Origin of the sequence: Enterobacter sp. ZOR0014 (assembly GCF_000798855.1) — a bacterium.
Taxonomy (GTDB): domain Bacteria; phylum Pseudomonadota; class Gammaproteobacteria; order Enterobacterales; family Enterobacteriaceae; genus Enterobacter; species Enterobacter kobei.
Map to the genome: position 1 here is coordinate 18,178 of NZ_JTLF01000147.1, position 24,364 is coordinate 42,541.

The window sequence follows — 24,364 nt, forward strand, 5'->3', positions numbered from 1 at the left end:
GGAGTGCCGATGTCTGAAGTGACCACCGTAAACTGCCCCACCTGCGGTAAAACCGTTGTATGGGGCGAAATGAGTCCGTTCCGTCCATTCTGCTGCAAGCGCTGTCAGTTAATTGACCTTGGAGAATGGGCGGCGGAAGAGAAACGTATTCCGAGCAAAGGCGATCTCTCGGACAGCGATGACTGGAGCGAAGAGCAGCAATAGCTTTAAAGCCTGCTGGCGCTTCGCTTAGCAGGCCTACAGGTCGTCCGTCAGTCGGGATATGACGGGCGCATTTGCCGGTGGGAATTTATCGGCATCACTGGCCTGAAGCTCCACCCAGTTACCGGGTTGCCCCTCTTTTCCCCAGGGGTCGCCTTCCCAGTTTTCGACCAGCCAGAACCAAAGCGTGATGTGCCTGTCCGGAAACTGATATTCGAGCTTATCGAACAGCGTTGCGCCAACTGGCGTAATCCCTACCTCTTCCTGAAGCTCACGTACCAGCGCCTCTTCCGGCGTCTCCCCTGATTCGATTTTCCCACCGGGAAACTCCCATTTGTTCGCCATATGGGCATCGGCAGCGCGCTGAGTAATGAAGATTTGGTTTTGCGGGTTGCGAATAATCCCGACGGCAATTTGCAGTATTTTCATATTATCACTTCCATAAAAAAGGCGCAGATATCTGCGCCTTTTCATTGTCTTATGAACTTAGCTCAGACGGCCGTGGCAGGCCTTATATTTTTTACCGGAACCACACGGGCACGGATCGTTACGACCCACTTTACGATCGCCAGTCTGCGCGGCGATCGCCGCTGCAGCTTCGCTCTCGTCAGTCTGGTGGCTCAGCTGTTGCATCTGCGCCAGACGCTCAGCTTCTTCACGACGCTGTTGTTCCATCGCTTCCACTTCTTCCGGCATACGTACCTGAACTTTGCTCAGGGTGCTGATCACTTCATACTTCAGCGACTCCAGCATAGACGCAAACATGGAGAAGGATTCACGCTTGTACTCCTGCTTCGGATCTTTCTGCGCATAGCCACGCAGGTGAATACCCTGACGCAGGTAGTCCATTGCCGCCAGGTGCTCTTTCCACAGGGAGTCCAGCGTCTGCAGCATCACACCTTTTTCGAAGTGACGCATCATCTCAGCGCCAACCACTTCTTCCTTACGCTTATAAACGTCCAGCGCGGTTTCAAAGATACGTTCGCGCAGCGTCTCTTCGTGCAGTTCAGGCTCTTTGTCCAGCCACTCTTTGATAGGCAGATCGAGGTCAAAGTCGTTCTTCAGACGTTCCTGCAGGCCTTCTATATCCCACATCTCTTCCAGAGACTGCGGTGGAATATGCCCGTCAATGGTCGCTTTGAACACATCTTCGCGAATGCTGTTGATGGTTTCGCTCACGTCGGACACGTCCAGCAGTTCGTTACGCTGGGTGTAGATCGCACGACGCTGATCGTTCGCGACGTCATCATACTCCAGCAGCTGCTTACGAATATCAAAGTTGCGGCTTTCCACTTTACGCTGCGCGTTGGCAATCGCTTTAGTGACCCACGGGTGCTCGATGGCTTCGCCTGGTTTCATGCCCAGTTTACGCATCATGCCGGACACGCGGTCGGAGGCGAAAATACGCATCAGCGCATCTTCCATAGACAGGTAGAAGCGAGAAGAACCGGCATCCCCCTGACGGCCCGCACGGCCACGCAGCTGGTTGTCGATACGACGAGATTCGTGACGCTCGGTACCAATAATGTGCAAACCACCGGAAGCCAGAACCGCGTCGTGACGTACCTGCCAGTCGGCTTTGATTTGTGCAATCTGTTCTGGCGTTGGGTTTTCCAGCTCAGCAACCTCAGCCTGCCAGCTACCGCCCAGCATAATATCGGTACCACGACCCGCCATGTTGGTAGCGATGGTCACGGCAGCCGGATAACCCGCCTGAGCAACGATATCCGCTTCTTTAGCGTGGAACTTGGCGTTCAGAACGTTGTGTTTAATGCCTGCTTTCGTCAGCTCATTGGAAACCACTTCGGATTTCTCGATGGAGATAGTCCCCACCAGAACCGGCTGCCCATTGGCAGTACGGTCGCGAATATCTTCGATGATTGCCTGAATTTTTTCCGCTTCGGTCATGTACACCAGGTCCGGCATATCCTTACGGATCATTGGACGGTTGGTTGGAACGACAACGGTATCCAGCTTGTAGATGGAGCTGAATTCAAACGCTTCGGTATCAGCAGTACCGGTCATGCCCGCCAGCTTCTCGTACAGACGGAAGTAGTTCTGGAAGGTGATGGACGCCAGGGTCTGGTTTTCATTCTGAATATCCACACCTTCTTTGGCTTCCACAGCCTGGTGCAGACCGTCAGACCAGCGACGTCCCTGCATGGTACGGCCGGTGTGTTCATCGACGATGATGACTTCGCCGTCTTTCACAATGTAGTCGACGTCACGGGTGAACAGCGCGTGGGCGCGCAGTGCAGCCGTTACGTGGTGCATCAGCATGATGTTGCTCGGAGAGTACAGGGACTCGCCCTCTTCCATAATGCCTTCAGCGACCAGCAGCTCTTCAATTTTCACCAGACCGCGCTCGGTCAGGTTCACCTGGCGCGCTTTTTCATCAACGGAGAAGTGACCTTCACCCTGGAAGGTGTCGGAGTCTTCTTTCTCCTGACGCAGCAGGTGCGGAATGATTTTGTCGACTTTGCGGTACATCTCAGAGCTGTCTTCGGCAGGGCCGGAGATGATCAGCGGGGTACGCGCTTCATCGATCAGGATGGAGTCCACCTCATCCACCAGCGCGTAGTGCAGTTTACGCTGGACGCGCTCTTCAGGGCTGAAGGCCATGTTGTCACGCAGGTAGTCGAAGCCGTATTCGTTGTTGGTGCCGTAGGTGATGTCCGCGTTATACGCTTCACGCTTGGCTGGCGCAGGCAGGCCGGACATGTTGATGCCGACCGTCATGCCGAGGAATTCGAACAGTGGACGGTTGTTTTCGGCGTCACGCTGGGCCAGATAGTCGTTGACGGTAACCACGTGAACGCCTTTACCAGTCAGCGCGTTCAGGTAAGCCGGCAGCGTTGCGGTCAGTGTTTTACCTTCACCAGTACGCATTTCCGCGATGCAGCGCTCGTTAAGCACCATACCACCCAGCAGCTGAACGTCGAAGTGACGCATGCCAAACACACGTTTACTCGCTTCACGCACTACGGCGAAGGCTTCCGGGATCAGGCTTTCTAAGGTTTCCCCTTTTTCCAGACGCGCGCGGAATTCCACGGTTTTTGCTTTCAGCTCGTCATCGGAGAGCTTCTCCATCGCCGGTTCCATACCGTTGATGACAGCGACAGCTTTGCGCATACGGCGCAGTGTACGATCGTTACGACTACCAAAAACTTTAGTTAATAATTTGATTAGCATAATAAATTCTCAAACGCCCCATCGTGGGCAGATAAATTAAGGTATTGAAAAAGTTAATTTAGCTGAGGCGTTGCGGCCCGGCGCGGATGCCGTGGGCCTGGCTAATCCAGGTTGATACAGAGAATGAGACTGACGGAGTGAGCACAGTTTGCGCCGTCTGGCGAACCATGACCGGCGGCTGGCCGTCCTGCGTGAGCAACGCGTTGAGCGTATCCAGCAGGGCAAGGTGCTGTGCCTGTACCGGCAACGTCTCTTCGGCAACAGGCATTGTCTGCGGCGCCATCGCAAATGACAGATGACGAATGACCGTGCGGATAGCGTGCTGGTGCCAGTAATCAACGGAGAAATTCGGGCGACGACTGGCTTCAAGCCACGCGAGGTTAGTAAAGTTAACCCGCGTGTTGAGATCGTGTTTGGTTGTGGAGGTTTTCGCTGGCGTCGCCGCTTCGGCACTGTTGCTGAGCGCAGGCAAGCCGAGACTTGCCGCGACCATCCCCAATAAGAGATGCGGCCAGAAGTATCGTCTGCCAAATTGTCGCCAGCGCGTCAGTATTCCGCTCACTTGCTCCACCACATAAGCCTGCCAGTTACAGGCTAAATTCAGTTATTTTTTTTAAGCGCCCAGATATTACCACTAATGCCGCTACACAACAGCAGGAATGAGGCATCGTTGCAGGGAAAAACGGTCAAGAATGCAGCTAACGCACACATTTTCTGCGCAAGACAAACAAGAGAGAATGCTGAGGCAAACGAAGACGGGTAAAAATAAAAACGACTGGTCTTCCTGGTCGGAGAGAGTACCAGGTTAACCAGTCGATTTTTTACGAAACGGTGTGAACCGTTAAGCCAGAACCGTGCTTGGTGCTTTGAAGGCCAGCGGCAGTTCCGCTTCGTCTTCAAAGGTCACATATTCCCAGGCTTCCTGTTTTGCCAGGACTGCCTGCAACAGTTTGTTGTTCAGTGCATGACCGGATTTAAACGCGGTGAATGCACCAATGATGTTATGACCACACATAAACAGGTCGCCGATCGCATCCAGCATTTTGTGACGCACGAATTCGTCTTCAAAACGCAGGCCGTCTTCGTTCAGTACGCGATAATCGTCAACAACGATGGCACAATCGAAGCTGCCGCCCAGGCACAAGCCGCGGGACTGCAGATATTCGATATCACGCATGAAGCCAAACGTACGTGCGCGGCTAATCTGGCGCATAAACGCATCAGCAGAGAAGTTCATCGCATAGCGTTGGGTGCTTGCATCAATCGCCGGATGGTTAAAGTCGATGGTAAAGTCCAACGAGAAACCATTGTACGGTTTGAATTCAGCCCACTTGTCGCCATCTTCGACACGAACGGTCTCTTTGATGCGAACAAATTTCTTCGCGCAGTTCAGTTCTTCGATGCCGGCATCCAGCAACAGATAAACGAACGGAGCAGCACTGCCATCCATAATCGGGATTTCTGGCGCATCGACTTCAACCATAATGTTGTCGATACCCAGACCCGCCAGGGCGGCGTTCAAGTGCTCTACGGTAGAAATCCGCACGTCATGCTCGTTCACCAGACAAGTACAGAGCATAGTATCACGCACAGATTTGGCATCGGCCGGAAAATCTACCGGTGGATTCAAGTCGGTGCGACGATAGATGACCCCGGTATTGGCCGGCGCAGGGCGTAACGTCAGTGTGACTTTCTTGCCGGTATGTAAACCGACACCCGTCGCCTGAACGATACGTTTAAGTGTCCTTTGTTTGATCATCGTATAATCTCGCCAAATTAACTATCCAACCGAAAGTGTATATCACTAACGGTGGGCCAGTTTAGCACAAAGAGCGCAAATCCCCAAATTCCAGCCAATTCTTAGTCAGCTTGCTTACGCAGGAACGCCGGGATATCCAGATAATCTGGCTCTTTCGCCGTTTGCGGCGTTGGGTCGTTGACCACTTTCGCGGCCGGTTTCTGCTCTTGAGTCAGAGGAGACATACCGTGCTGCTGGTAACGATCCATTACCGGTTGCTGAGTCTGTTTGTTGGTCACCAGGGTGATCTCAGGACGCTTGTCCATACCGATACCGGTGGCAACAACAGTTACACGCAGCTCGTCGTTCATTTCCGGGTCGAGAGACGTACCAATTACCACGGTGGCATTGTCAGAGGCGAACGCACGGATAGTGTTACCCACGGTTTCGAACTCATCCAGACGCAGGTCAAAGCCAGCGGTAATGTTGACCAGCACGCCGCGCGCACCAGACAGGTCGATATCTTCCAGCAGTGGAGAAGAGATAGCCATTTCAGCCGCTTCTTCTGCACGGTCTTCACCGCTTGCCACGCCAGAGCCCATCATCGCGTAGCCCATTTCGGACATCACGGTACGAACGTCTGCAAAGTCAACGTTCATCAGGCCAGGACGGGTAATCAGTTCGGCGATACCCTGAACCGCGCCTTTCAGCACGTCGTTTGCCGCGCCGAAGGCGTCCAGCAGGGAGATACCGCGACCCAGAACTTTCAACAGTTTGTCGTTCGGGATGGTGATCAGTGAGTCCACATGCTTGGACAGTTCGGTAATACCCTGCTCCGCGAAAGCCATACGCTTCTTGCCTTCAAAGTTGAAAGGCTTGGTCACGACAGCAACGGTCAGGATACCTAAATCTTTAGCGACTTCTGCGACAACAGGTGCTGCACCGGTACCCGTACCGCCGCCCATACCTGCTGCGATGAAGACCATGTCCGCACCTTCCAGTGCAGCACGCAGGGCTTCACGATCTTCTTCAGCCGCGTTGCGACCGACTTCCGGGTTTGCCCCAGCGCCCAGCCCTTTGGTGATGCCACCGCCGATCTGGATAGTCTGGCCAACTGCTGTTTTACGCAGTGCCTGCGCATCGGTGTTAACCGCAAAGAATTCAACACCTTCAATGCGTTCACGCACCATATGCTCTACGGCGTTACCGCCGCCGCCACCGACGCCGATGACTTTAATCACCGCGTCGTTGGTCAGTTCCATAGGTTCAAACATAATTTCTCTCTCCGTTGTGCCTGTCGCCCGAGACCGCTAATTCTCTCCGGTCTCTTAAAAAAATTAAAACTCTTTTCGCAGCCAGTTGTTCAGTCGTTTGACCCACGACCCCACTGAAACGCGTTTTTCCACTTCTGCTTCACCACTGAGATGAGATTCCTTCCCGTAGTGGAGCAGGCCCACAGCCGTCGAATAGTACGGCTCCTGAGCATAATCCGTTAAACCGGTAATATTCAGCGGCGCACCAATACGCACCTGCGTATGGAACACGCGCTGAGCGCAGGCCGCAAGACCTTCAATTTGCGCTGCCCCGCCGGTTAATACAATCCCCGCCGCGAGATGATGTTTCACACCTTGCTGACGAAGCTGTTCCTGTAACTGTAAAATCTCTTCGTTGACCAGGTTGAGCAGCTCGGTATAACGCGGCTCAATCACCTCTGCCAGCGTCTGACGTTGCAGGCTGCGCGGCGGACGACCGCCCACGCTCGGCACTTCAACGCTCTCATCTTTGCCAACAATTGAACCCAGCGCACAGCCGTGGCGCACTTTAATCGCTTCTGCATCGCTCGGTGGCGTACCAAAAGCGTATGCGATATCGCTGGTCACAACGTTCCCGGCATAAGGGATCACTTTGGTGTGGCGCAGCGCACCGCCTGTATAGACAGCCATGTCCATTGTACCACCACCAATATCGACCACACAGACACCGAGTTCACGTTCGTCTTCGGTCAGCACGGAATAACTTGCCGCCAGACCGGCGAAAATAAGTTGGTCAACTTTCAGGCCACAACGTTCAACGGCTTTTACAATGTTCTTCGCCATATCGTTGTGACATGTGATCAGGTGCACTTTTGCCTGCATACGCACGCCAGACAGACCGACCGGGTTTTTGATCCCTTCCTGATAGTCGATCGCATATTCCTGCGGGATCACGTGCAGTACACGATGTTCATCGCGCACGCGCACGGACTTCGCCGTATGCACCACGTTTTCAACGTCTTCCTGCGTCACTTCTTCTTCGGAAATCGGCACCATACCGATTTCGTTCTGGCAGCTGATGTGCTTGCCAGAAAGGGCCAGATAGACAGAAGAAATCTGGCAATCCGCCATTAATTCAGCCTGATCGATGGCGCGCTGCACGCATTTCACCACCGACTCAAGGTCATTTACCCCACCTTTATCCATACCACGGGACGGGCAACTGCCCACGCCAATGATATTGACCATACCGTCGGGCAGAACTTCCCCTACTAAAGCGGCAACCTTAGCGGTGCCAATCTCCAGTCCAACTACCAGTTTTCTGTCCGTCGCCTTGATCATTGTTGTTCTGCCTGTACCTGTGCCTGATTCTGTTGCTGATTAGGTTCCTCGACCGGAGCCGGCTCCCAACCGACTGCTGCGCCTGAGTCATAGCGCAAATCAACGTAGCTTATCCGTTTGCCGTCCGTCTGCGCCTGCTGCTGTAAAACCGGGTAAAGTTCTACAAAACGCGCCAGACGTTTCATTGTGTCGCCGCGCCCCAGGTTGAGCTTAATGCCGTTCGTCAACGTAAGCTGCCAGGAGCGGCGCGCCGTCATTGCAGCATCTTTTAACGTAAACCTGTCCTTCGCCAGCACCTGACCCATTTCACGAAAACCCTGCAAGACTTCGTTTTCGCTACCTTCAGGGCCATACAACATCGGTAAATTTTGCTTGTTGACACGATCGGATGGGACGCTGAAGGAATTTCCGTCTACGTCAACCATGTGCTGATCATTCCAACGCGCAATGGGCACATATTCAACCAGATGAATCTTCAATTCATCAGGCCATTGCTTTCTGACACTCGCCTGTTTTATCCAGGGCAGACGTTCAATCTGACTCTGAATAATATTGACGTCCTGAGTCATAAAGGTGCCGGGCGATCCCAGCGCCAGAATTGACTGGCGAATATCATCGTTACGCGTGTAGTGACGCTCGCCGGTCACCACCAGCTTTGACAGAGGCAACCGCTGCGCATCTTCCATCCAGCCCAGCACCATCCAGCCGCTGATAAACACGGTGCACAGCACCCCGAGCAGGAAAATAATCCCTGCAAGACGCGTTCCATTACTCCGGCGTGAAGAAGCATATTCTTCTTCGTCATCGCGGTTGCGCGTGTTCAATGCAGCCTGAGACATATCAGCCCGCCTGGTCCAGAATACGTACGACTAACTGAGAGAAGCTCATTCCTGCCTGACGCGCAGCCATCGGCACAAGGCTATGGCTGGTCATTCCCGGAGAGGTATTGGCTTCCAGCAGGTAAAATTGCCCGTCACTGTCCTGCATCACATCAATGCGTCCCCAGCCGCGACACCCAAGAATATTCCAGGCTTTAAGCACCAGGGACTGTAAATCTGCTTCACGCTCAGCTTCCAGACCACAAGGGCAGAAATATTGCGTCTCATCAGAGAGATACTTCGCCTCATAATCATAGAAGACTCCGGCGGGTTGGATGCGAATTGACGGTAAAATTTCTTCGCCAAGCATCGCGACGGTAAATTCCGGCCCGCTGAGCCATTTTTCAATCAGAACTTCTTCATCGTGTTGAAATGCCAATGCTAAAGCCGACGCTAAATCTTCAGCTTTATCGACTTTTGACATTCCTACGCTCGACCCTTCCCGGCTCGGCTTTACAATAACCGGTAAGCCCAGTGCCGCAATGCGTGTATTAACGCTGTCAGACGGGCCCAATTCAAATTCGCGACGCGTCAGCGCCACCCACGGTGCAACCGGTAGCCCCGCGCCCTGCCACAGTAACTTACTGCGCAGTTTATCCATAGAGATGGCAGACGCCATCACGCCGCTGCCGGTGTACGGCATGCCGATCAACTCCAGAAGCCCCTGCAGGGTTCCATCTTCTCCGCCACGGCCATGTAATGCGATAAAGACTTTATCGAAGCCCATTGCTTTTAACTGCGTCACGTCGACCTCTTTTGGATCGACCAGGTGCGCATTGACGCCCCCTTCACGCAGACCCGCCAGTACGGCAGCGCCGGAATTCAGAGAAACCTCGCGCTCGGCGGACGTGCCGCCAGACAGGACAGCAATCTTATCAGCCATGATGCTCATCCTCCTGAGTTTGCGGCTTCAGTTTGATTTCAGCTAAGGTACGGGCGATTTTGCCGATATTTCCCGCACCCTGGATCAGAATCAGATCGTTACCGGTCAGCACCGGTGCCAGAATTTCCGCCACCTGTACCGGGTCAGAAACCAAAATAGGGTCAACTTTACCGCGTCCGCGAATCGTGCGACACAAAGAACGACTGTCAGCCCCCGGAATCGGAGTTTCGCCCGCTGCATAAACATCCAGCATCAGCAGCGTATCCACCTGCGACAGTACGCTGGCGAAATCGTCATACAGATCGCGGGTGCGCGTATAGCGGTGCGGCTGGAAGATCATGACCAGATTTTTTTCAGGCCAGCCAGCGCGTGCAGCTTTGATGGTCGCGTCCACTTCGGTTGGATGGTGGCCGTAGTCATCCACCAGCATAGCGGTGCCGGCTTTACCGTTTACTGCCTCCAGCGGGAATTCACCGAGGAAATCGAAACGACGTCCAGTGCCCTGGAAGCTTTCCAGCGCGCGCAGGATCGCTTCATCATCGATGCCTTCTTCTGTCGCCACCGCCACCGCCGCTGCGGCGTTGAGGGCGTTATGACGCCCTGGCGCATTCAGCGTAACGTGCAGCAGCTCTTTGTCCTGACGCGCCAGCGTGAAGTGCCCCTGCGCACCAACCTGTTTGTACTCTTCCACGCGAACGTCAGCATCCTCACTGAAGCCGTAAGTGGTGATTTGACGCCCCACTCGCGGCAGCAGTTCGCGGATGACCGGGTCATCCACACACATCACCGCGCGGCCATAAAACGGCAGGTTGTGCAGGAAGTTGATAAAGGTCTGCTTTAAATTCTCAAAGTCGCCCTGGTAGGTATCCATATGGTCGGCTTCGATATTGGTGACAATCGCCACCATCGGCTGCAGATGCAGGAACGACGCATCGCTCTCATCTGCTTCCGCAATCAGGTAACGGCTGTGACCCAGACGCGCGTGCACGCCTGCGGCTTTGACCAGACCGCCATTGACGAACGTCGGGTCGAGACCCGCTTCGGCATAAATACTGGAAACCATCGCAGTCGTCGTGGTTTTACCGTGGGTCCCGGCAATCGCGATGCCGTGACGAAAACGCATCAGTTCCGCCAACATTTCAGCACGGCGGATCACCGGAATGCGCGCTTCATGCGCGGCAACGATTTCCGGGTTGTCAGAGGAGATAGCGCTCGATACCACCACCACGCTTGCATCGCGCACGTTTTCAGGGCGATGGTTGAAATAGATAGTCGCCCCAAGCGACGCCAGTTGCTGCGTAACAGGGTTTGGCGCCAGGTCAGACCCGCTGATCTGATAACCTTCGTTAGCTAACACTTCGGCAATACCGCCCATGCCAGCACCACCGATGCCAACAAAGTGAATGTGCCGGACGCGACGCATCTCGGGCACGATTGAACGCAGTTTTGCCAGTTGTTGTGTATTCATTCTCTAAACGCCATCGACTACTTAAAATTCGTGCAGCGCAACACGCGCTGCGAGGGTTAAGCCTGGGCTGCCAGGCTCACTTCTTTTGCCACCCGTTCAGTCGCATCCGGGATTGCCACCGCGCGCGCGCGTTGTGCCATCTCCAGCAATGCATCTCTGTTCCAGCCCGCCAGGGTAGTGGCGACCGCGTCGGCGGTAAATTGTGGCTGTTCAAATATCTTCGCCGCACCGGCTTTCTCAAGCGGCAGCGCGTTCCAGTACTGCTGTCGGTCTTTATGCTGGAACGGGACAAACACCGCGGGCAAACCGGCGGCAGCGATTTCGCTTACCGTCAGTGCGCCAGAGCGGCAAACCACGACATCGGCCCAGGCATAGGCTGCAGCCATATCGTCAATAAATTCGGTCACTTTGTGCTGCGGCTGGCCTTCAGCGGCGTAAGCCTGCTCAACGGTCTGTTGCGCGCCTTTCCCGCTTTGATGCCAAATGGTCACGGCATCACCCAGCTTTGCAGCCACCTGCGGCATCGTCTGGTTTAAAATGCGTGCCCCTTGAGAGCCGCCCACAACCAGAACGCGTACCGGTCCTTCACGCCCCGTCAGGCGGGTGTCCGGCAGCGGCAGCGCCAGTACATCCACACGCACCGGGTTACCCACCACGTCCGCTTTCGGGAACGCACCTGGAAACGCCTGCATAACTTTGGTGGCGATTTTCGCCAGCCACTTGTTGGTCAGACCGGCAATACCGTTCTGCTCATGCAGTACGACGGGAATACCTAGCGACCACGCAGCCAACCCGCCTGGGCCAGAGACGTAGCCCCCCATGCCCAGAACCACATCAGGCTTAAAACGCTTCATGATGGTGCGTGCCTGACGCCAGGCGTTAAAAATTCGCACCGGAGCCAGCAGCAGCGCCTTAAGACCTTTGCCACGAAGGCCGGAAATACGAATAAAGTCGATCTCAATACCGTGCTTCGGTACCAGGTCGGCTTCCATGCGGTCTGCGGTTCCCAGCCAGCGTACCTGCCAGCCCTGCTCCATTAAATGGTGCGCAACCGCCAGCCCCGGGAACACATGTCCGCCGGTACCGCCTGCCATCACCATTAACCGCTTCGGTTGATTCATCGTGAACCTCGTGTAAACGCCTGGGCTTTCTCCAGACGCGTCTCATAATCTATGCGTAACAAAAACATAATGGCCGTCGACATGATCAACAGGCTCGAACCACCATAACTGATCAACGGCAACGTCAGACCTTTGGTCGGCAGCATACCCGCTGCGGCGCCGACGTTAACCAGTGCCTGGAAGCTAAACCAGATCCCAATTGAACAGGCTAAGAAACCTGAGAAGCGGTGATCGATCTCCAGCGCTTTTCGGCCAATCGACATGGCGCGGAAAGCGACGAAGAATACCATTAATAGCGCCAATACCACACCGATATAACCCAGTTCTTCCCCAATAATGGAGAAGATGAAGTCAGTGTGCGCTTCCGGTAAATACTCCAGTTTCTGTACCGAGTTACCCAGCCCTTGCCCCCAAACCTCACCGCGACCAAACGCCATCAGCGACTGCGTCAGCTGATAACCACTGCCGAACGGATCTTCCCATGGGTTCCAGAACGAGGTCACACGGCGGATACGGTAAGGCTCGGCGAGGATCAGCAGCACTACCGCTGAAATCCCCATTCCGATGATGGCGATGAACTGCCACAGCTTGGCCCCTGCCAGGAAAAGCATCGCCAGCGTCGTGACAAACAGCACCACCACGGTACCGAGGTCAGGCTGCGCCAGCAGCAGGATCGCGAGCACCAGAATTACGCCCATCGGTTTTAAGAAGCCGCGAAGGTTATTACGCACTTCGTCGACCTTACGCACCAGGTAGTTCGCCAGGTAGCAGAACAGCGAAAGCTTGGTGAATTCGGCCGGCTGAATACGCAGCGGGCCAAACGCAATCCAGCGCGATGCCCCGTTAACGGAGCTCCCGACAACCAGTACGATCAGCAGCATGATAATTGACGCAATCAGCATCGCCGTACTGTGCCGCTGCCAGAATGCCATCGGCAGACGAAGCGTCACCAGCGCCAGACAGAACGCCAGAATGATGTACAGCCCGTCACGCTTGGCGAACAGGAAAGGATCGTTAGCCAGACGCTGTCCGACGGGCATCGAGGCCGAGGTCACCATGATAAAGCCGATCGCCGCCAGCCCCAGCGTAAGCCAGAACAGGGTGCGGTCGTACATAATCAGGCTATCGGAGTCTTTTTCCCGCGAAGCCATCACCCAGCCTTTCAGTGCCGCAAACAGCCACACCAGAATTCCAAATCCTGGCAGGCGCGGCATTTTCAGGCGAGGGAGAGATAAACGCATCAGCCTAACTCCTTCGCCAGGCGAGTAAAGATATCGCCACGCTGTTCGAAATTCTTAAACTGATCGAGACTCGCGCACGCTGGAGAGAGCAGCACCATATCCCCCGGCTTCACGCGCGGGGCGATCAGCCGCATCGCCTGTTCCATCGTTTCAGTTTGCTCGGCAATCTCCGGGCGTAATTCAGCCAGCTCGCTGCCGTCACGACCGAAACAGTACAGGCGGATGTTATCGCCTGAAAGATACGGCTTCAGGGTGGAGAAATCAGCGGATTTGCCGTCACCGCCCAACAGCAGATGCAGGGTACCGTCAACATGCAGACCGTTCAGCGCGGCCTCCGTACTTCCCACGTTGGTGGCTTTGGAGTCGTTAATCCAGCGCACGCCGTTGTGCTCCAGCGCCAGCTGGAAACGGTGCGCCAGACCGGAAAACGTGGTTAACGCTTTCAGGCTGGAAGAGCGCGGCAGGCCAACAGCATCCGCCAGCGCCAGTGCTGCCAGAGCATTTGTGTAGTTATGCTGGCCGGAGAGCTTCATCTCTTTCACGTTCAGCACTTTCTCACCTTTCACGCGCAGCCAGGTTTCACCCAACTGACGGTTCAGATGATAATCCCCCATGGTGATACCGAAGCTAATGCAGCGATCGTCCGCGCCGCGCACCGGCATGGTCAGCGCATCATCGGCGTTAACCACGCAGACTTTGGCATTTTCATACACGCGCAGCTTGGCGGCGCGGTACTGCTGAAGACCAAATGGGTACCTGTCCATATGATCTTCGGTCACGTTAAGGATCGTCGCGGCAGCTGCGCGCAGGCTGGAGGTGGTTTCCAGCTGGAAGCTGGAAAGCTCAAGGACATACAGCTCGCAGCCTTTGTCCAGCAGCATCAGTGCGGGCAGACCGATATTACCGCCCACGCCGACGTTCATGCCTGCGGCTTTCGCCATTTCGCCCACCAGAGTGGTGACGGTGCTTTTACCATTAGAACCGGTAATCGCAATAACGGGCGCCTGCACTTCACGGCAGAACAGCTCGATATCACCGACAATCTCCACCCCCGCATCAGCCGCAGCGCTGAGTGAAGGGTGCGCCAGCGCCATCCCCGGGCTGGCGACAATCAGATCGGCGGCCAGCAGCCAGTCATCATTCAGACCACCAAGGTGGCGTTCAACCTGTTCCGGCAGCTTGTCCAGACCCGGCGGAGAGACACGCGTATCCATCACGCGCGGCGTCACGCCACGCGCAAGGAAAAAGTCCACGCAGGAAAGGCCGGTAAGGCCCAACCCGATGATAACGACTTTTTTACCCTGGTAATCTGCCATGATTAACGTACCTTCAGCGTTGCCAGGCCAATCAGCACCAGCATCAGCGAAATAATCCAGAAGCGCACAATCACGCGCGGCTCCGGCCAGCCTTTCAGTTCATAGTGGTGGTGAATCGGCGCCATACGGAAGATGCGCTGACCGCGCAGCTTGAAGGAGCCGACCTGCAAAATCACCGACAGGGTCTCGACCACAAACACACCGCCCATGATCACCAGCAGGAACTCCTGACGCAGCAGCACGGCGATGATGCCCAGTGCGCCGCCCAGCGCCAGAGAACCGACGTCGCCCATAAAGACCTGCGCCGGATAGGTGTTGAACCACAGGAAGCCCAGCCCCGCGCCGACAATCGCCGTACAGACGATCACCAGCTCACCCGCGTGTCGCAGATAAGGGATGTGCAGGTAGTTAGCAAAGTTCATGTTACCGGTCGCCCACGCCACCAGTGCAAAACCGGCCGCCACAAAGACGGTTGGCATAATGGCCAGACCATCCAGGCCATCGGTCAGGTTGACGGCGTTGCCGGTTCCGACGATCACAAAGTAGGCCAGCAGGATATAGAACAGCCCCAGCTGCGGCATGACGTCTTTAAAGAACGGCACCACCAGCTCGGTCGCGGGCGTGTCTTTTCCTGCCAGATAGAGCGCGAAGGCCACACCAAGCGCGATCACCGACATCCAGAAGTACTTCCAGCGGGCAATCAGGCCTTTAGTGTCTTTGCGAACGACTTTGCGGTAATCATCCACAAAACCAATGATCCCATAGCCCACCAGCACGGTAAGCACGCACCAGACGTATGGGTTAGACGGATACGCCCACAGCAGCACGGAGACAACGATCGCAGTCAGGATCATAATCCCGCCCATGGTCGGCGTACCGCGTTTACTGAAGTGCGACTCAGGACCGTCGTTACGCACCACCTGGCCGAAAGAGAGTTTTTGCAGACGGGCAATCATGCGCGGGCCCATCCACAATGAGATGAACAGCGCAGTCAGCAGGCTGACGATGGCACGAAACGTCAGATAGGAAAAGACGTTAAAGCCTGAATAATATTTGACCAAGTGTTCGGCCAGCCAAACTAACATGTCCCGTTCTCCTGTAATGCGTGCACAACCTCTTCCATGGCGGCACTACGTGAACCTTTCACTAACACAGTCACAATTTGTTTTTCTGTAATCAACGCCTTCAGGCGCTCAATCAACGCAGCTTTATCGGCAAAATGTTCGCCAACGCCGCTGGCACGGCTAATCGCCTCGCTCAGTTTTCCTGCGCTCAGCACACAGTCCAGCCCTGACGCTTTCGCCGCTTCCCCGACCTGGATATGACAGGCTTCGCTTTCGTCGCCCAGCTCGGCCATATCGCCGACCACCATGACGCGGTAGCCCGGCATTTCAGATAACACCTGCACCGCCGCCGTCATTGAGCCAACGTTCGCGTTATAAGAGTCATCCAGCAGCAGCTTGTTTTCCGCAAGCGGGATCGGGAACAGGCGTCCCGGCACGGCTTTTAACGTTGCCAGCCCGGTTTTAATCGCCTCATGCGACGCGCCCACGGCCGTCGACAACGCCGCAGCCGCAAGCGCATTGGCGATGTTATGGCGACCCGGCAGCGGTAACAGCACGTCTACGTCACCCGTTGGGGTCGTGAGCGTGAACTCTGTACCGTGCGACGTCACATGAATATTGGTCGCGGTAAAATCACTGTTGGCCGCATTCGGCGAGAAGCGCCAGGTTTTACGCGAGCCAATGATGTTCTGCCAGTTCAGCCAGTCGTTGTTGTCGGCATTGAGAATGGCAATACCGTCAGCGGGCAGACCGGTGTAGATCTCGCCTTTCGCTTTCGCCACGCCTTCCAGCGAGCCAAAGCCTTCCAGATGTGCCGCCGCCAGGTTATTCACCAGCGCCGCTTCCGGGCGCGTCAGGCTCACGGTCCAGGCGATTTCCCCCTGGTGGTTTGCTCCTAACTCGATCACCGCAAATTCATGTTCGTTGGTCAGGCGAAGTAATGTCATCGGCACGCCGATGTCATTATTGAGGTTGCCCGCGGTATAAAGTGTATTGCCGCACTGGCTGAGGATCGCCGCCGTCATCTCTTTCACTGACGTTTTGCCTGATGATCCGGTTAGCGCGACAACGCGAGCTGGCACCTGCTGACGAACCCAGGCGGCCAGTTCACCGAAGGCGAGACGCGTATCTTTCACTACAATTTGCGGCAGTTCGATATCGAGTTTACGGCTGACCAGCAGCGCGCCAGCGCCGTTTTCTTTAGCCTGCCCGGCAAAATCATGCGCGTCAAAACGCTCGCCTTTCAGCGCCACAAACAGACAACCCGCGGTCACTTTGCGGGTGTCGGTGGTTACCGCGTCAATGGTCAGATCTGGACCCAACAGTTCGCCGTGCAGTACCGCAGCCGCCCGGCTTAAGGTGATGCTAATCATGCGACGACTCCCAGCAGACGCGCTGCCGTTACGCGGTCGGAGTAGTCCAGACGACGATTGCCAACAATCTGATAATCTTCGTGGCCTTTACCTGCCAGCAGAACCACATCATTTTCTTTGGCCTGCATGATGGTGTTGGTCACGGCTTCCGCACGGCCCTCCACTACGCGGGCGCGACCGGCGTCCAGCATGCCCGCCAGAATGTCGTTGATGATGGCGCGCGGCTCTTCCGTGCGCGGGTTGTCATCGGTTACTACCGGAATATCCGCGAACTGTTCCGCAATCGCGCCCATCAGCGGGCGTTTGCCTTTATCGCGATCGCCGCCGCAGCCAAACACGCACCAGAGCTTCCCTGTGCAGTGCAGGCGCGCCGCTTCCAGTGCTTTTTCCAGCGCATCCGGCGTGTGGGCATAATCGACAACCACGGTCGGCTTGCCCGGCGCGCTGAACACTTCCATACGGCCGCATACAGGCTGCAGACGCGCTGAGGTTTTCAGCAGTTCAGCCATCGGGTAGCCCAGCGCCAGCAGCGTTGCCAGGGCCAGCAGCAGGTTGCTGACGTTAAAGGCGCCCATCAGGCGGCTTTCAATTTCACCTTCACCCCAGGAAGAGGCAAAGCGGATTGTCGCCCCGCTGTCGTGATAATTCACCTCAACCGCCTTCAGCCAGCGGCCGTGGCAGTTCGGATTGATATGGTCTTCCATCGACACCGCAACCGCATCCGGCAGCTTCGCCAGCCAGCGGCGGCCCACTTCGTCGTCGGCGTTGATGATGGCTTGTCCGTAATGGTGAGTCGAGAAAAGCAGCCATTTCGCGGCTTCGTAATGCTCCATATCACCATGATAATCAAGATGATCGCGGCTCAGGTTGGTAAACACAGAGGCGGCAAACTTCAGCGCCGCAACACGATGCTGTACCAGACCGTGCGAAGAAACTTCCATCGCAGCAAAGGTTGCCCCCTGCCCTGCCAGACCGGCAAGAACATGCTGTACGTCAACTGCCGAGCCGGTGGTGTTTTCCGTTGGGCTGACTTTGCCCAGCAGGCCGTTACCCACGGTGCCCATTACCGCGCCGGTTTCACCCAGCAACTGGGCCCATTGCGCCATCAGCTGCGTGGTGGTGGTTTTTCCGTTCGTGCCCGTCACGCCAACCAGACGCAGCTGGTCGGAAGGTTCGTGATAAAAACGTCCTGCCAGAGCAGAAAGACGTTCATTCAACTGGCTGAGATAGATAACCGGCACACCGTGCATTTCACGGATCTCACCGTCGGTTGCCTCATCTTTGGCCTCAGCAATAATGGCAGCAACACCTTGCGCAATCGCCTGCGGGATATAACGACGCCCGTCCGCCTGATGACCGACCACCGCCACAAAAAGATCGCCAGAAGCCGCAACGCGGCTGTCCAGTACCATCTCTCGCAGTGCTCGCTCCGGTGCATTTGGCACCCACGGAGCGAGAAGGTCGCGCAAATTACGATCTGCCACCTGTACCCTCGCCTTGATTAATTACAAATTCACTTTTTTCGCCCGTCGCCAGCGCATCCGGTTCAATGTTCATGGTACGTAACACGCCGCCCATGATAGCCCCGAACACAGGCGCGGAGACGGCGCCGCCGTAGTATTTACCCGCCTGTGGATCGTTTATGACGACCACCAGCGCAAAACGCGGATTGCTTGCAGGCGCTACGCCTGCGGTATAGGCAATGTATTTGTTGATGTAGCGGCCGTCTGGCCCCACCTTTTTCGCTGTACCGGTTTTAATGGCAATGCGATAGCCTTTGATCGCCGCCTTCACGCCGCCGCCGCCGGGCAGCGCCACGCTTTCCATCATGTGCACAACGGTACGAACGATGGATTCCGGGAAGATACGCTCGCCCGGAACCGGGGGATCAACTTTGGTAATCGACAGCGGGCGATAGACGCCATAGCTGCCAATCGTTGCGTAGACTCGCGCTAACTGTAACGGAGTTACCATTAGCCCATAGCCGAAAGAGAAGGTGGCCCTCTCTATGTCAGACCACCGTTGTTTTTGAGGATATAAGCCACTGCGTTCTCCGACCAACCCCAAATTGGTCGCCTTTCCCAGTCCAAAACGTGAGTAAGTCTCTACTAACGCTGAGGACGGCATCGCTAACGCCAGCTTTGAAACACCGACGTTACTCGACTTCTGTAACACCCCGGTCAGGGTCAATTCGCTGTAGCGCGCCACGTCTTTAATCTCGTGGCCGTTGATACGGTAAGGGATCGTGTTCAGAACCGTGTTTTCATTGACGATGCCGCGCTGAAGCGCCGTCATCACCACCATCGGTTTCACCGTGGAGCCAGGTTCGAACACGTCGGTAATTGCCCGGTTACGCATCGCATCTTTTGCGGTACCGGTAAAGTTATTCGGGTTGTAGGACGGACTGTTAGCCATCGCCAGCACTTCGCCGGTGCTGACATCAACCAGCACGGCACTGCCAGACTCCGCTTTGTTGAACGCTACGGCGTTGTTCAGCTCGCGATAAACCAGCGCCTGCAAGCGCTCGTCGATACTCAGTGCCAGGTTGTGTGCCGCCTGGCTGTCCGTAGAGGAAATATCTTCGATGACGCGCCCATAGCGGTCTTTACGCACAATGCGCTCGCCCGGCTGGCCGGTGAGCCACTTATCGAAGCTTTTTTCAACGCCCTCAATCCCCTGACTATCGACGTTAGTGAAGCCGATGAGGTGAGCGGTTACTTCGCCGGACGGATAATAACGACGGGATTCCTCACGCAGATGAATGCCCGGCAGCTTCAGTTTACGAATGTAGTCCGCCATGTCAGGGTTAACCTGACGCGCCAGATAGATAAAACGCCCTTTCGGGTTGGCGTTAACGCGGGAAGCCAGCTGATCCAGCGGCATTTTCAGGGCATCTGACAGCGCTTTCCAGCGGTTGTCCAGCGTAATGCCACCAGCGTCGTGCAGCTCTTTCGGGTCGGCCCAAATCGCTTTTACCGGCACACTCACGGCCAGCGGGCGACCAGAACGGTCAGTGATCATCCCACGTGATGTCGACACTTCCTGCACACGCAGAGAGCGCATATCCCCCTGACGTACCAGCATGTCAGGGGCGATGATTTGCAACCACGCCACACGTCCCAGCAGGAAACCCAGCGCCAGTAAAATGCAGCCGCAAAGCAACGCAAAACGCCAACTGACAAAGTTGGCCTGTTCTTCCTGACGTTTTGGTTTTAGCGTTTTTGCCGCTGCTTTCATGCGTCGCGTTTTCCCTTATTTTTGTACTACGATATTTTCCTGGGAAGGATCAACATGCTGCAGTTGCAGCTTTTCCGTTGCGATCCGTTCAACCCGGCTGTGATCGCCGAGCGCGTTTTCTTCAAGGATCAGATTTCGCCATTCAATATCCAGCGCATCGCGTTCCAGTACCATCTGCTCGCGTTGCGCAGTCAATAAACGTGTATGGTGGGCTGTGGTGACCACCGTGACTGCCGTAACAATGATGCAAATGAACAGGCAGAGTGGCAGTTTCCCGAACCGCAAAAGATCGTCGCCGATCACGCCAGGCAAGGCATGGCGCTCGTTGCTTCCTAACGATCCCTTAACTTTGCTTAGGGTTTCTGTCACTCTGCTGATCATGCGTTCGTCCTCTCTGCAACTCGCAGCACTGAACTACGGGCGCGTGGATTCTCTGCCACCTCTTCTTCGCCCGGCATCAACTTGCCTAATGCTCGCAACTGACGACCACCCAGCTTCCTGAGTTGTTCTTCCGTCATCGGCAACCCCGCAGGAACCTGAGGACCGCGGCTTTGCTCACGCATAAAGCGCTTCACAATGCGGTCTTCCAGCGAATGGAAGCTGATGATGGATAACCGCCCACCCGGGGCCAGTACGTCGAGCGAGCTTTTTAGCGCCAGCTCTATTTCCTCCAGTTCACTGTTTACCCAGATGCGCACCGCCTGGAAGGTACGGGTCGCGGGATGTTTGTGCTTATCCTTCACCGGCGTCGCCGCCGCGATCACTTCGGCCAGCTCTTTGGTACGGGTCATGGGCTCAACGCGGTTGCGCTCAACGATGGCGCGCGCAATGCGCTTGCCAAAACGTTCTTCGCCAAAGGTTTTGATCACCCATGCAATATCCGCTTCGTCAGCGGTCTGCAGCCATTCGGCAGCAGACTGGCCGCGCGTCGGGTCCATACGCATATCCAGCGGACCATCACGCATAAAGGAGAAACCGCGTTCAGCATCATCAAGCTGTGGTGAAGAGACGCCAAGATCGAGAAGAATCCCGTCGATCTTGCCCGTCAGGCCGCGCTCGGCAACGTAATCGGCGAGCGCAGAGAAAGGTCCATGCACGATGGAAAAGCGAGGGTCATTGATGGTCTGTGCAACGGCAATCGCCTGCGGATCGCGATCAATTGCCAGCAGACGTCCTTCCTCTCCAAGCTGGGAGAGAATCAAACGCGAGTGACCACCGCGACCAAACGTACCATCAATGTAGATGCCATCCGGACGAATATTCAGGCCGTTCACGGCCTCATCCAGTAACACCGTTTTGTGTTTATAATTTTCCATCATATTTATAGAGACAAGTCCTGCAGCCGTTCCGATAAAGTTGCGGAATCGGACTGCTCAGCGTCGATATCTTCCTTGACCTGTTGATACCAGGTCGTTTCATCCCACAGTTCAAACTTGTTGAACTGCCCGACCAGCATCACTTCTTTAGTCAGACCGGCATGTTGCCGCAGCACAGGCGCAATCAGTAATCGCCCTGCGCTATCCATCTGACACTCACTGGCATGTCCCAATAACAGCCGCTGTACGCGGCGCTCTTGCGGGTTCATGCTCGACAGTCGCGACAGCTTTTGCTCAATAATTTCCCATTCGGGTAAGGGGTAAAGCAGCAGGCAGGGGGAGTTGATGTCAATGGTGCAAACCATTTGACCCGAAGCGTTCTCAATCAGCTGGTCGCGGTATCGGGTTGGCACCGATAAACGCCCTTTGCTGTCGAGATTGACTAACGTAGCTCCACGGAACATGCCAGTCTCACCCCTCCTCACCACTTTAACCCACAAATTCCCACCTAAAGGAGTTTACGGAGCGAGGGAAAAGCTTGTCAAGCCAGGACTCTCCCTATAAGGACCCGAAAGCCCTCTATTTACAGAGATAAACAGACCTGACTAATAACTGAACAACTGGCGAGGCAAAATTAACGTTATGAATATTTGTAAGAAAAAAACCGAATATGCACACTAGCGTTAAAGCTCACTCAATATCATCGCAGATAAATATAAAGTGTCAGTTTGCGACGCGGGCAGCATTTTATGACAGATTCTCAGGGGATAACAGCGCCAGATTCATTCAGACGCGTGGTTAAGGCGGCCGTTGCCACGCTGGCTGGTCAGGGTCCAGGAAAAACGTCTGAATATTCATCGACCGAAGCCGGTTTGTAACAAAATAATACAAAGATAGCGGTTTAAAATCGCTTTCAAGCTCCTTAAAGGGCAGTTTAAAAGCCAAAATGAATTAAGAAAATGAGGAGATTATGATCCTGCAGGAATTATCCTAATTTCATTGCGGGAATTAACTCAGCGAATTATTCCCGCAATAAGGGGCCGTTTTCACCGCCCCGTCATTTCATTTATGGCGGCTAAGAATTCCGCGATGATAGAGATTACGTTTGATACGTGTCAGACCCGGCTTCGGTTTTCTCGGCTCATCCAGGCTCGCCAGAACAATCTCCAGTACGCGTTCAGCCACATCACGGTGACGCTGTGCCACGGCCAGCACCGGACACTGCAGGAAGTCGAGCAGCTCGTTATCCCCGAAAGTGGCAATAGCCAGGTCGGAGGGAAGCTTACCTTCACGGCGCAGGGTCACATCCATCACCCCCTGCAAGAGTGCAAAGGATGTCGTGAACAGCGCCTGGGGCATCGGGTGCGTTTCCAGCCATTTCTCAAAGAGCTGCGCAGCGGCTTCACGTTCATAGCTATTGGCGTAGAGATAGTGGACTTCACGCGGATCGTCTTTCCAGGCGGTTCGGAACCCCTGTTCACGCAGGAAGCTCACTGAAAGTTCAGGCAATGCGCCAAGATAGAGTACCGTTTCAGCAGGGAAGGTTCTCAGCTCCGCGGCAAGCATTTCCGCATCATCCTGGTCGGCACCCACTACGCTGGTGAAATGCTCGCGATCGAGCGCACGATCCAGCGCAACGATAGGGAAAGGATCGTTCGCCCAGCGCTGGTAGAATGGATGCTCTGGCGGTAAGGAGGTCGATACAATGATGGCATCCACCTGGCGCTGGAGCAGATGTTCAATGCAGCGCATCTCGTTGTCCGGCTGATCTTCAGAACAGGCAATCAGCAACTGGTAGCCGCGCTGGCGAGCCTGACGCTCAAGATAGTTGGCGATACGGGTATAGCTGGTATTTTCCAGATCGGGGATCACCAGACCAATCGATCGGGTGCGCCCGGCGCGCAGGCCGGCAGCGACAGCATTCGGATGGTAGTTATGCTCACGAACCACCGCCATAACTTTTTCAACGGTTTTATCGCTGACACGGTACTGCTTTGCTTTACCGTTAATCACATAGCTGGCCGTTGTTCGTGACACGCCGGCTAGCCGGGCGATTTCATCCAGTTTCACAATTGCCCCTTAAAAAAAGAAAAGAGTCCATGGCCCTGTCAAGGTTATGGTTAAATCTTTTAACATCTAAACGCAGAAAAGCCTTCGCGGCAACCGCTTTTATCTGCGTTATTGGCTGATTACGCAAAAAAAAGCCCGGCTTTGGTGACCGGGCAGAAAGAGGCGAACCTTTTTAACAACTAACGCATGATTTTCTCGCCGCGTGACAGACCCACAACGCCCGATCTGGCCACTTCAACAATTTTTGCTACATCCCGCACGGACGCCAGAAAAGCGTCCAGCTTGTCACTGGTCCCGACCAGTTGAACCGTATAAAGAGAAGGCGTGACGTCAATGATCTGCCCGCGGAAAATATCCGCATTGCGTTTGACCTCTTCACGCCCGTAGCCGCTGGCCTGAATTTTTACCAGCATGACCTCACGCTCAACATAAGCCCCCTGCCCCAGCTCGCTCACGCGCAGGACATCAACCAGTTTATGCAGTTGCTTCTCAATCTGCTCAAGCACTTTGGCATCACCAACGGTCTGAATCGTCATACGCGACAGCGTCGGGTCGTCCGTGGGGGCAACGGTCAGGCTTTCTATGTTATAGCCGCGCTGCGCGAAAAGCCCAATGACGCGCGACAGTGCGCCAGACTCGTTTTCCAGCAATACAGATAATATCCGGCGCATA

22 protein-coding genes are annotated in these 24,364 nt (G+C 55.2%); 1 reads left to right on the top strand and 21 read right to left on the bottom strand.

The annotated features are described in order from the left end of the window. Window positions 1-9 precede the first annotated feature (9 nt). The gene (yacG, locus tag L977_RS07580; protein WP_014882552.1) at window positions 10-204 is read left to right on the top strand and encodes a DNA gyrase inhibitor YacG; all 195 of its coding nucleotides are present in this window, start codon (window positions 10-12) and stop codon (window positions 202-204) included. Window positions 205-237: 33 nt separating this feature from the next. On the opposite strand, the gene mutT is transcribed toward yacG, so the two are convergent. The 21 genes from mutT to ilvN form a co-directional block, all read right to left on the bottom strand. Continuing rightward, window positions 238-630 carry an 8-oxo-dGTP diphosphatase MutT gene (gene mutT / locus L977_RS07585; protein WP_014882551.1) on the bottom strand — a complete coding sequence of 131 codons (393 nt, stop codon included), beginning with the start codon at window positions 628-630 and terminating at the stop codon, window positions 238-240. A gap of 57 nt (window positions 631-687) precedes the next feature. Next, the gene (gene secA, locus L977_RS07590; protein WP_014882550.1) at window positions 688-3,393 is read right to left on the bottom strand and encodes a preprotein translocase subunit SecA; all 2,706 of its coding nucleotides are present in this window, start codon (window positions 3,391-3,393) and stop codon (window positions 688-690) included. Window positions 3,394-3,451: 58 nt separating this feature from the next. Next, window positions 3,452-3,955, bottom strand: a complete 504-nt coding sequence (gene secM, locus L977_RS07595) for a secA translation cis-regulator SecM (RefSeq protein ID WP_014882549.1) — start codon at window positions 3,953-3,955, stop codon at window positions 3,452-3,454. Window positions 3,956-4,234: 279 nt separating this feature from the next. Further along, complete coding sequence (lpxC, locus tag L977_RS07600) at window positions 4,235-5,152, bottom strand: UDP-3-O-acyl-N-acetylglucosamine deacetylase (protein WP_014882548.1); 918 nt, start codon at window positions 5,150-5,152, stop codon at window positions 4,235-4,237. Between the two features lie 101 nt (window positions 5,153-5,253). Continuing rightward, a complete protein-coding gene (ftsZ, locus tag L977_RS07605) occupies window positions 5,254-6,405 on the bottom strand; it encodes a cell division protein FtsZ (RefSeq protein WP_008501978.1) in 1,152 nt (383 codons plus the stop codon). Window positions 6,406-6,468: 63 nt separating this feature from the next. Continuing rightward, window positions 6,469-7,725, bottom strand: coding sequence for a cell division protein FtsA (gene ftsA, locus L977_RS07610; protein ID WP_006173845.1), 1,257 nt, complete (start codon window positions 7,723-7,725; stop codon window positions 6,469-6,471). After that, a complete protein-coding gene (gene ftsQ, locus L977_RS07615; protein WP_014882547.1) occupies window positions 7,722-8,564 on the bottom strand; it encodes a cell division protein FtsQ in 843 nt (280 codons plus the stop codon). Before ftsQ ends, ftsA begins: the two co-directional genes overlap by 4 nt. Window position 8,565: 1 nt before the next feature. Then, on the bottom strand, window positions 8,566-9,486 hold the full coding sequence (locus L977_RS07620; protein ID WP_047625531.1) for a D-alanine--D-alanine ligase: 921 nt from the start codon (window positions 9,484-9,486) through the stop codon (window positions 8,566-8,568). Next, window positions 9,479-10,954 carry a UDP-N-acetylmuramate--L-alanine ligase gene (gene murC, locus L977_RS07625; protein ID WP_014882545.1) on the bottom strand — a complete coding sequence of 492 codons (1,476 nt, stop codon included), beginning with the start codon at window positions 10,952-10,954 and terminating at the stop codon, window positions 9,479-9,481. Before murC ends, L977_RS07620 begins: the two co-directional genes overlap by 8 nt. A 56-nt stretch (window positions 10,955-11,010) precedes the next feature. Beyond that, a complete protein-coding gene (gene murG, locus L977_RS07630) occupies window positions 11,011-12,075 on the bottom strand; it encodes an undecaprenyldiphospho-muramoylpentapeptide beta-N-acetylglucosaminyltransferase (RefSeq protein ID WP_047625532.1) in 1,065 nt (354 codons plus the stop codon). Next, window positions 12,072-13,316: a cell division protein FtsW gene (ftsW, locus tag L977_RS07635; protein ID WP_014882543.1), complete on the bottom strand. Its 1,245-nt coding sequence runs from the start codon at window positions 13,314-13,316 to the stop codon at window positions 12,072-12,074. Before ftsW ends, murG begins: the two co-directional genes overlap by 4 nt. Continuing rightward, window positions 13,316-14,632 (bottom strand): UDP-N-acetylmuramoyl-L-alanine--D-glutamate ligase, encoded by a 1,317-nt coding sequence (gene murD, locus L977_RS07640; protein WP_045134571.1) that lies wholly within the window; start codon window positions 14,630-14,632, stop codon window positions 13,316-13,318. The genes ftsW and murD overlap by 1 nt, the downstream gene beginning before the upstream one ends. A 2-nt stretch (window positions 14,633-14,634) precedes the next feature. Beyond that, a complete protein-coding gene (mraY, locus tag L977_RS07645) occupies window positions 14,635-15,717 on the bottom strand; it encodes a phospho-N-acetylmuramoyl-pentapeptide-transferase (protein WP_008501985.1) in 1,083 nt (360 codons plus the stop codon). Continuing rightward, window positions 15,711-17,069 (bottom strand): UDP-N-acetylmuramoyl-tripeptide--D-alanyl-D-alanine ligase, encoded by a 1,359-nt coding sequence (gene murF, locus L977_RS07650; RefSeq protein ID WP_045134570.1) that lies wholly within the window; start codon window positions 17,067-17,069, stop codon window positions 15,711-15,713. Before murF ends, mraY begins: the two co-directional genes overlap by 7 nt. Next, a complete protein-coding gene (murE, locus tag L977_RS07655) occupies window positions 17,066-18,553 on the bottom strand; it encodes a UDP-N-acetylmuramoyl-L-alanyl-D-glutamate--2,6-diaminopimelate ligase (protein ID WP_052192611.1) in 1,488 nt (495 codons plus the stop codon). Before murE ends, murF begins: the two co-directional genes overlap by 4 nt. After that, the gene (locus L977_RS07660; protein ID WP_014882539.1) at window positions 18,540-20,306 is read right to left on the bottom strand and encodes a peptidoglycan glycosyltransferase FtsI; all 1,767 of its coding nucleotides are present in this window, start codon (window positions 20,304-20,306) and stop codon (window positions 18,540-18,542) included. The genes murE and L977_RS07660 overlap by 14 nt, the downstream gene beginning before the upstream one ends. 15 nt (window positions 20,307-20,321) lie before the next feature. Then, window positions 20,322-20,687 (bottom strand): cell division protein FtsL, encoded by a 366-nt coding sequence (gene ftsL, locus L977_RS07665; RefSeq protein ID WP_014068894.1) that lies wholly within the window; start codon window positions 20,685-20,687, stop codon window positions 20,322-20,324. Further along, window positions 20,684-21,625: a 16S rRNA (cytosine(1402)-N(4))-methyltransferase RsmH gene (rsmH, locus tag L977_RS07670; protein ID WP_014882538.1), complete on the bottom strand. Its 942-nt coding sequence runs from the start codon at window positions 21,623-21,625 to the stop codon at window positions 20,684-20,686. The genes ftsL and rsmH overlap by 4 nt, the downstream gene beginning before the upstream one ends. A gap of 2 nt (window positions 21,626-21,627) precedes the next feature. Further along, entirely contained in the window at window positions 21,628-22,086 is a 459-nt protein-coding gene (gene mraZ / locus L977_RS07675) for a division/cell wall cluster transcriptional repressor MraZ (RefSeq protein ID WP_014882537.1), read from the bottom strand. Window positions 22,087-22,684: 598 nt separating this feature from the next. Beyond that, a complete protein-coding gene (cra, locus tag L977_RS07680) occupies window positions 22,685-23,692 on the bottom strand; it encodes a catabolite repressor/activator (RefSeq protein ID WP_014168621.1) in 1,008 nt (335 codons plus the stop codon). Window positions 23,693-23,871: 179 nt separating this feature from the next. After that, the gene (gene ilvN / locus L977_RS07685; RefSeq protein ID WP_014882536.1) at window positions 23,872-24,363 is read right to left on the bottom strand and encodes an acetolactate synthase small subunit; all 492 of its coding nucleotides are present in this window, start codon (window positions 24,361-24,363) and stop codon (window positions 23,872-23,874) included. Between the last annotated feature and the right edge of the window lies 1 nt (window position 24,364).

Excerpts from the sequence above, each read along its gene's own strand:
- yacG (WP_014882552.1), top strand. The coding sequence starts at position 10 with ATGTCTGAAGTGACCACCGTAAACTGCCCCACCTGCGGTAAAACCGTT.
- mutT (WP_014882551.1), bottom strand. The coding sequence starts at position 630 with ATGAAAATACTGCAAATTGCCGTCGGGATTATTCGCAACCCGCAAAAC.
- secA (WP_014882550.1), bottom strand. The coding sequence starts at position 3,393 with ATGCTAATCAAATTATTAACTAAAGTTTTTGGTAGTCGTAACGATCGT.
- lpxC (WP_014882548.1), bottom strand. The coding sequence starts at position 5,152 with ATGATCAAACAAAGGACACTTAAACGTATCGTTCAGGCGACGGGTGTC.
- ftsZ (WP_008501978.1), bottom strand. The coding sequence starts at position 6,405 with ATGTTTGAACCTATGGAACTGACCAACGACGCGGTGATTAAAGTCATC.
- ftsA (WP_006173845.1), bottom strand. The coding sequence starts at position 7,725 with ATGATCAAGGCGACGGACAGAAAACTGGTAGTTGGACTGGAGATTGGC.
- ftsQ (WP_014882547.1), bottom strand. The coding sequence starts at position 8,564 with ATGTCTCAGGCTGCATTGAACACGCGCAACCGCGATGACGAAGAAGAA.
- L977_RS07620 (WP_047625531.1), bottom strand. The coding sequence starts at position 9,486 with ATGGCTGATAAGATTGCTGTCCTGTCTGGCGGCACGTCCGCCGAGCGC.
- murC (WP_014882545.1), bottom strand. The coding sequence starts at position 10,954 with ATGAATACACAACAACTGGCAAAACTGCGTTCAATCGTGCCCGAGATG.
- murG (WP_047625532.1), bottom strand. The coding sequence starts at position 12,075 with ATGAATCAACCGAAGCGGTTAATGGTGATGGCAGGCGGTACCGGCGGA.
- ftsW (WP_014882543.1), bottom strand. The coding sequence starts at position 13,316 with ATGCGTTTATCTCTCCCTCGCCTGAAAATGCCGCGCCTGCCAGGATTT.
- murD (WP_045134571.1), bottom strand. The coding sequence starts at position 14,632 with ATGGCAGATTACCAGGGTAAAAAAGTCGTTATCATCGGGTTGGGCCTT.
- mraY (WP_008501985.1), bottom strand. The coding sequence starts at position 15,717 with ATGTTAGTTTGGCTGGCCGAACACTTGGTCAAATATTATTCAGGCTTT.
- murF (WP_045134570.1), bottom strand. The coding sequence starts at position 17,069 with ATGATTAGCATCACCTTAAGCCGGGCGGCTGCGGTACTGCACGGCGAA.
- L977_RS07660 (WP_014882539.1), bottom strand. The coding sequence starts at position 20,306 with ATGAAAGCAGCGGCAAAAACGCTAAAACCAAAACGTCAGGAAGAACAG.
- ftsL (WP_014068894.1), bottom strand. The coding sequence starts at position 20,687 with ATGATCAGCAGAGTGACAGAAACCCTAAGCAAAGTTAAGGGATCGTTA.
- rsmH (WP_014882538.1), bottom strand. The coding sequence starts at position 21,625 with ATGATGGAAAATTATAAACACAAAACGGTGTTACTGGATGAGGCCGTG.
- mraZ (WP_014882537.1), bottom strand. The coding sequence starts at position 22,086 with ATGTTCCGTGGAGCTACGTTAGTCAATCTCGACAGCAAAGGGCGTTTA.
- ilvN (WP_014882536.1), bottom strand. The coding sequence starts at position 24,363 with ATGCGCCGGATATTATCTGTATTGCTGGAAAACGAGTCTGGCGCACTG.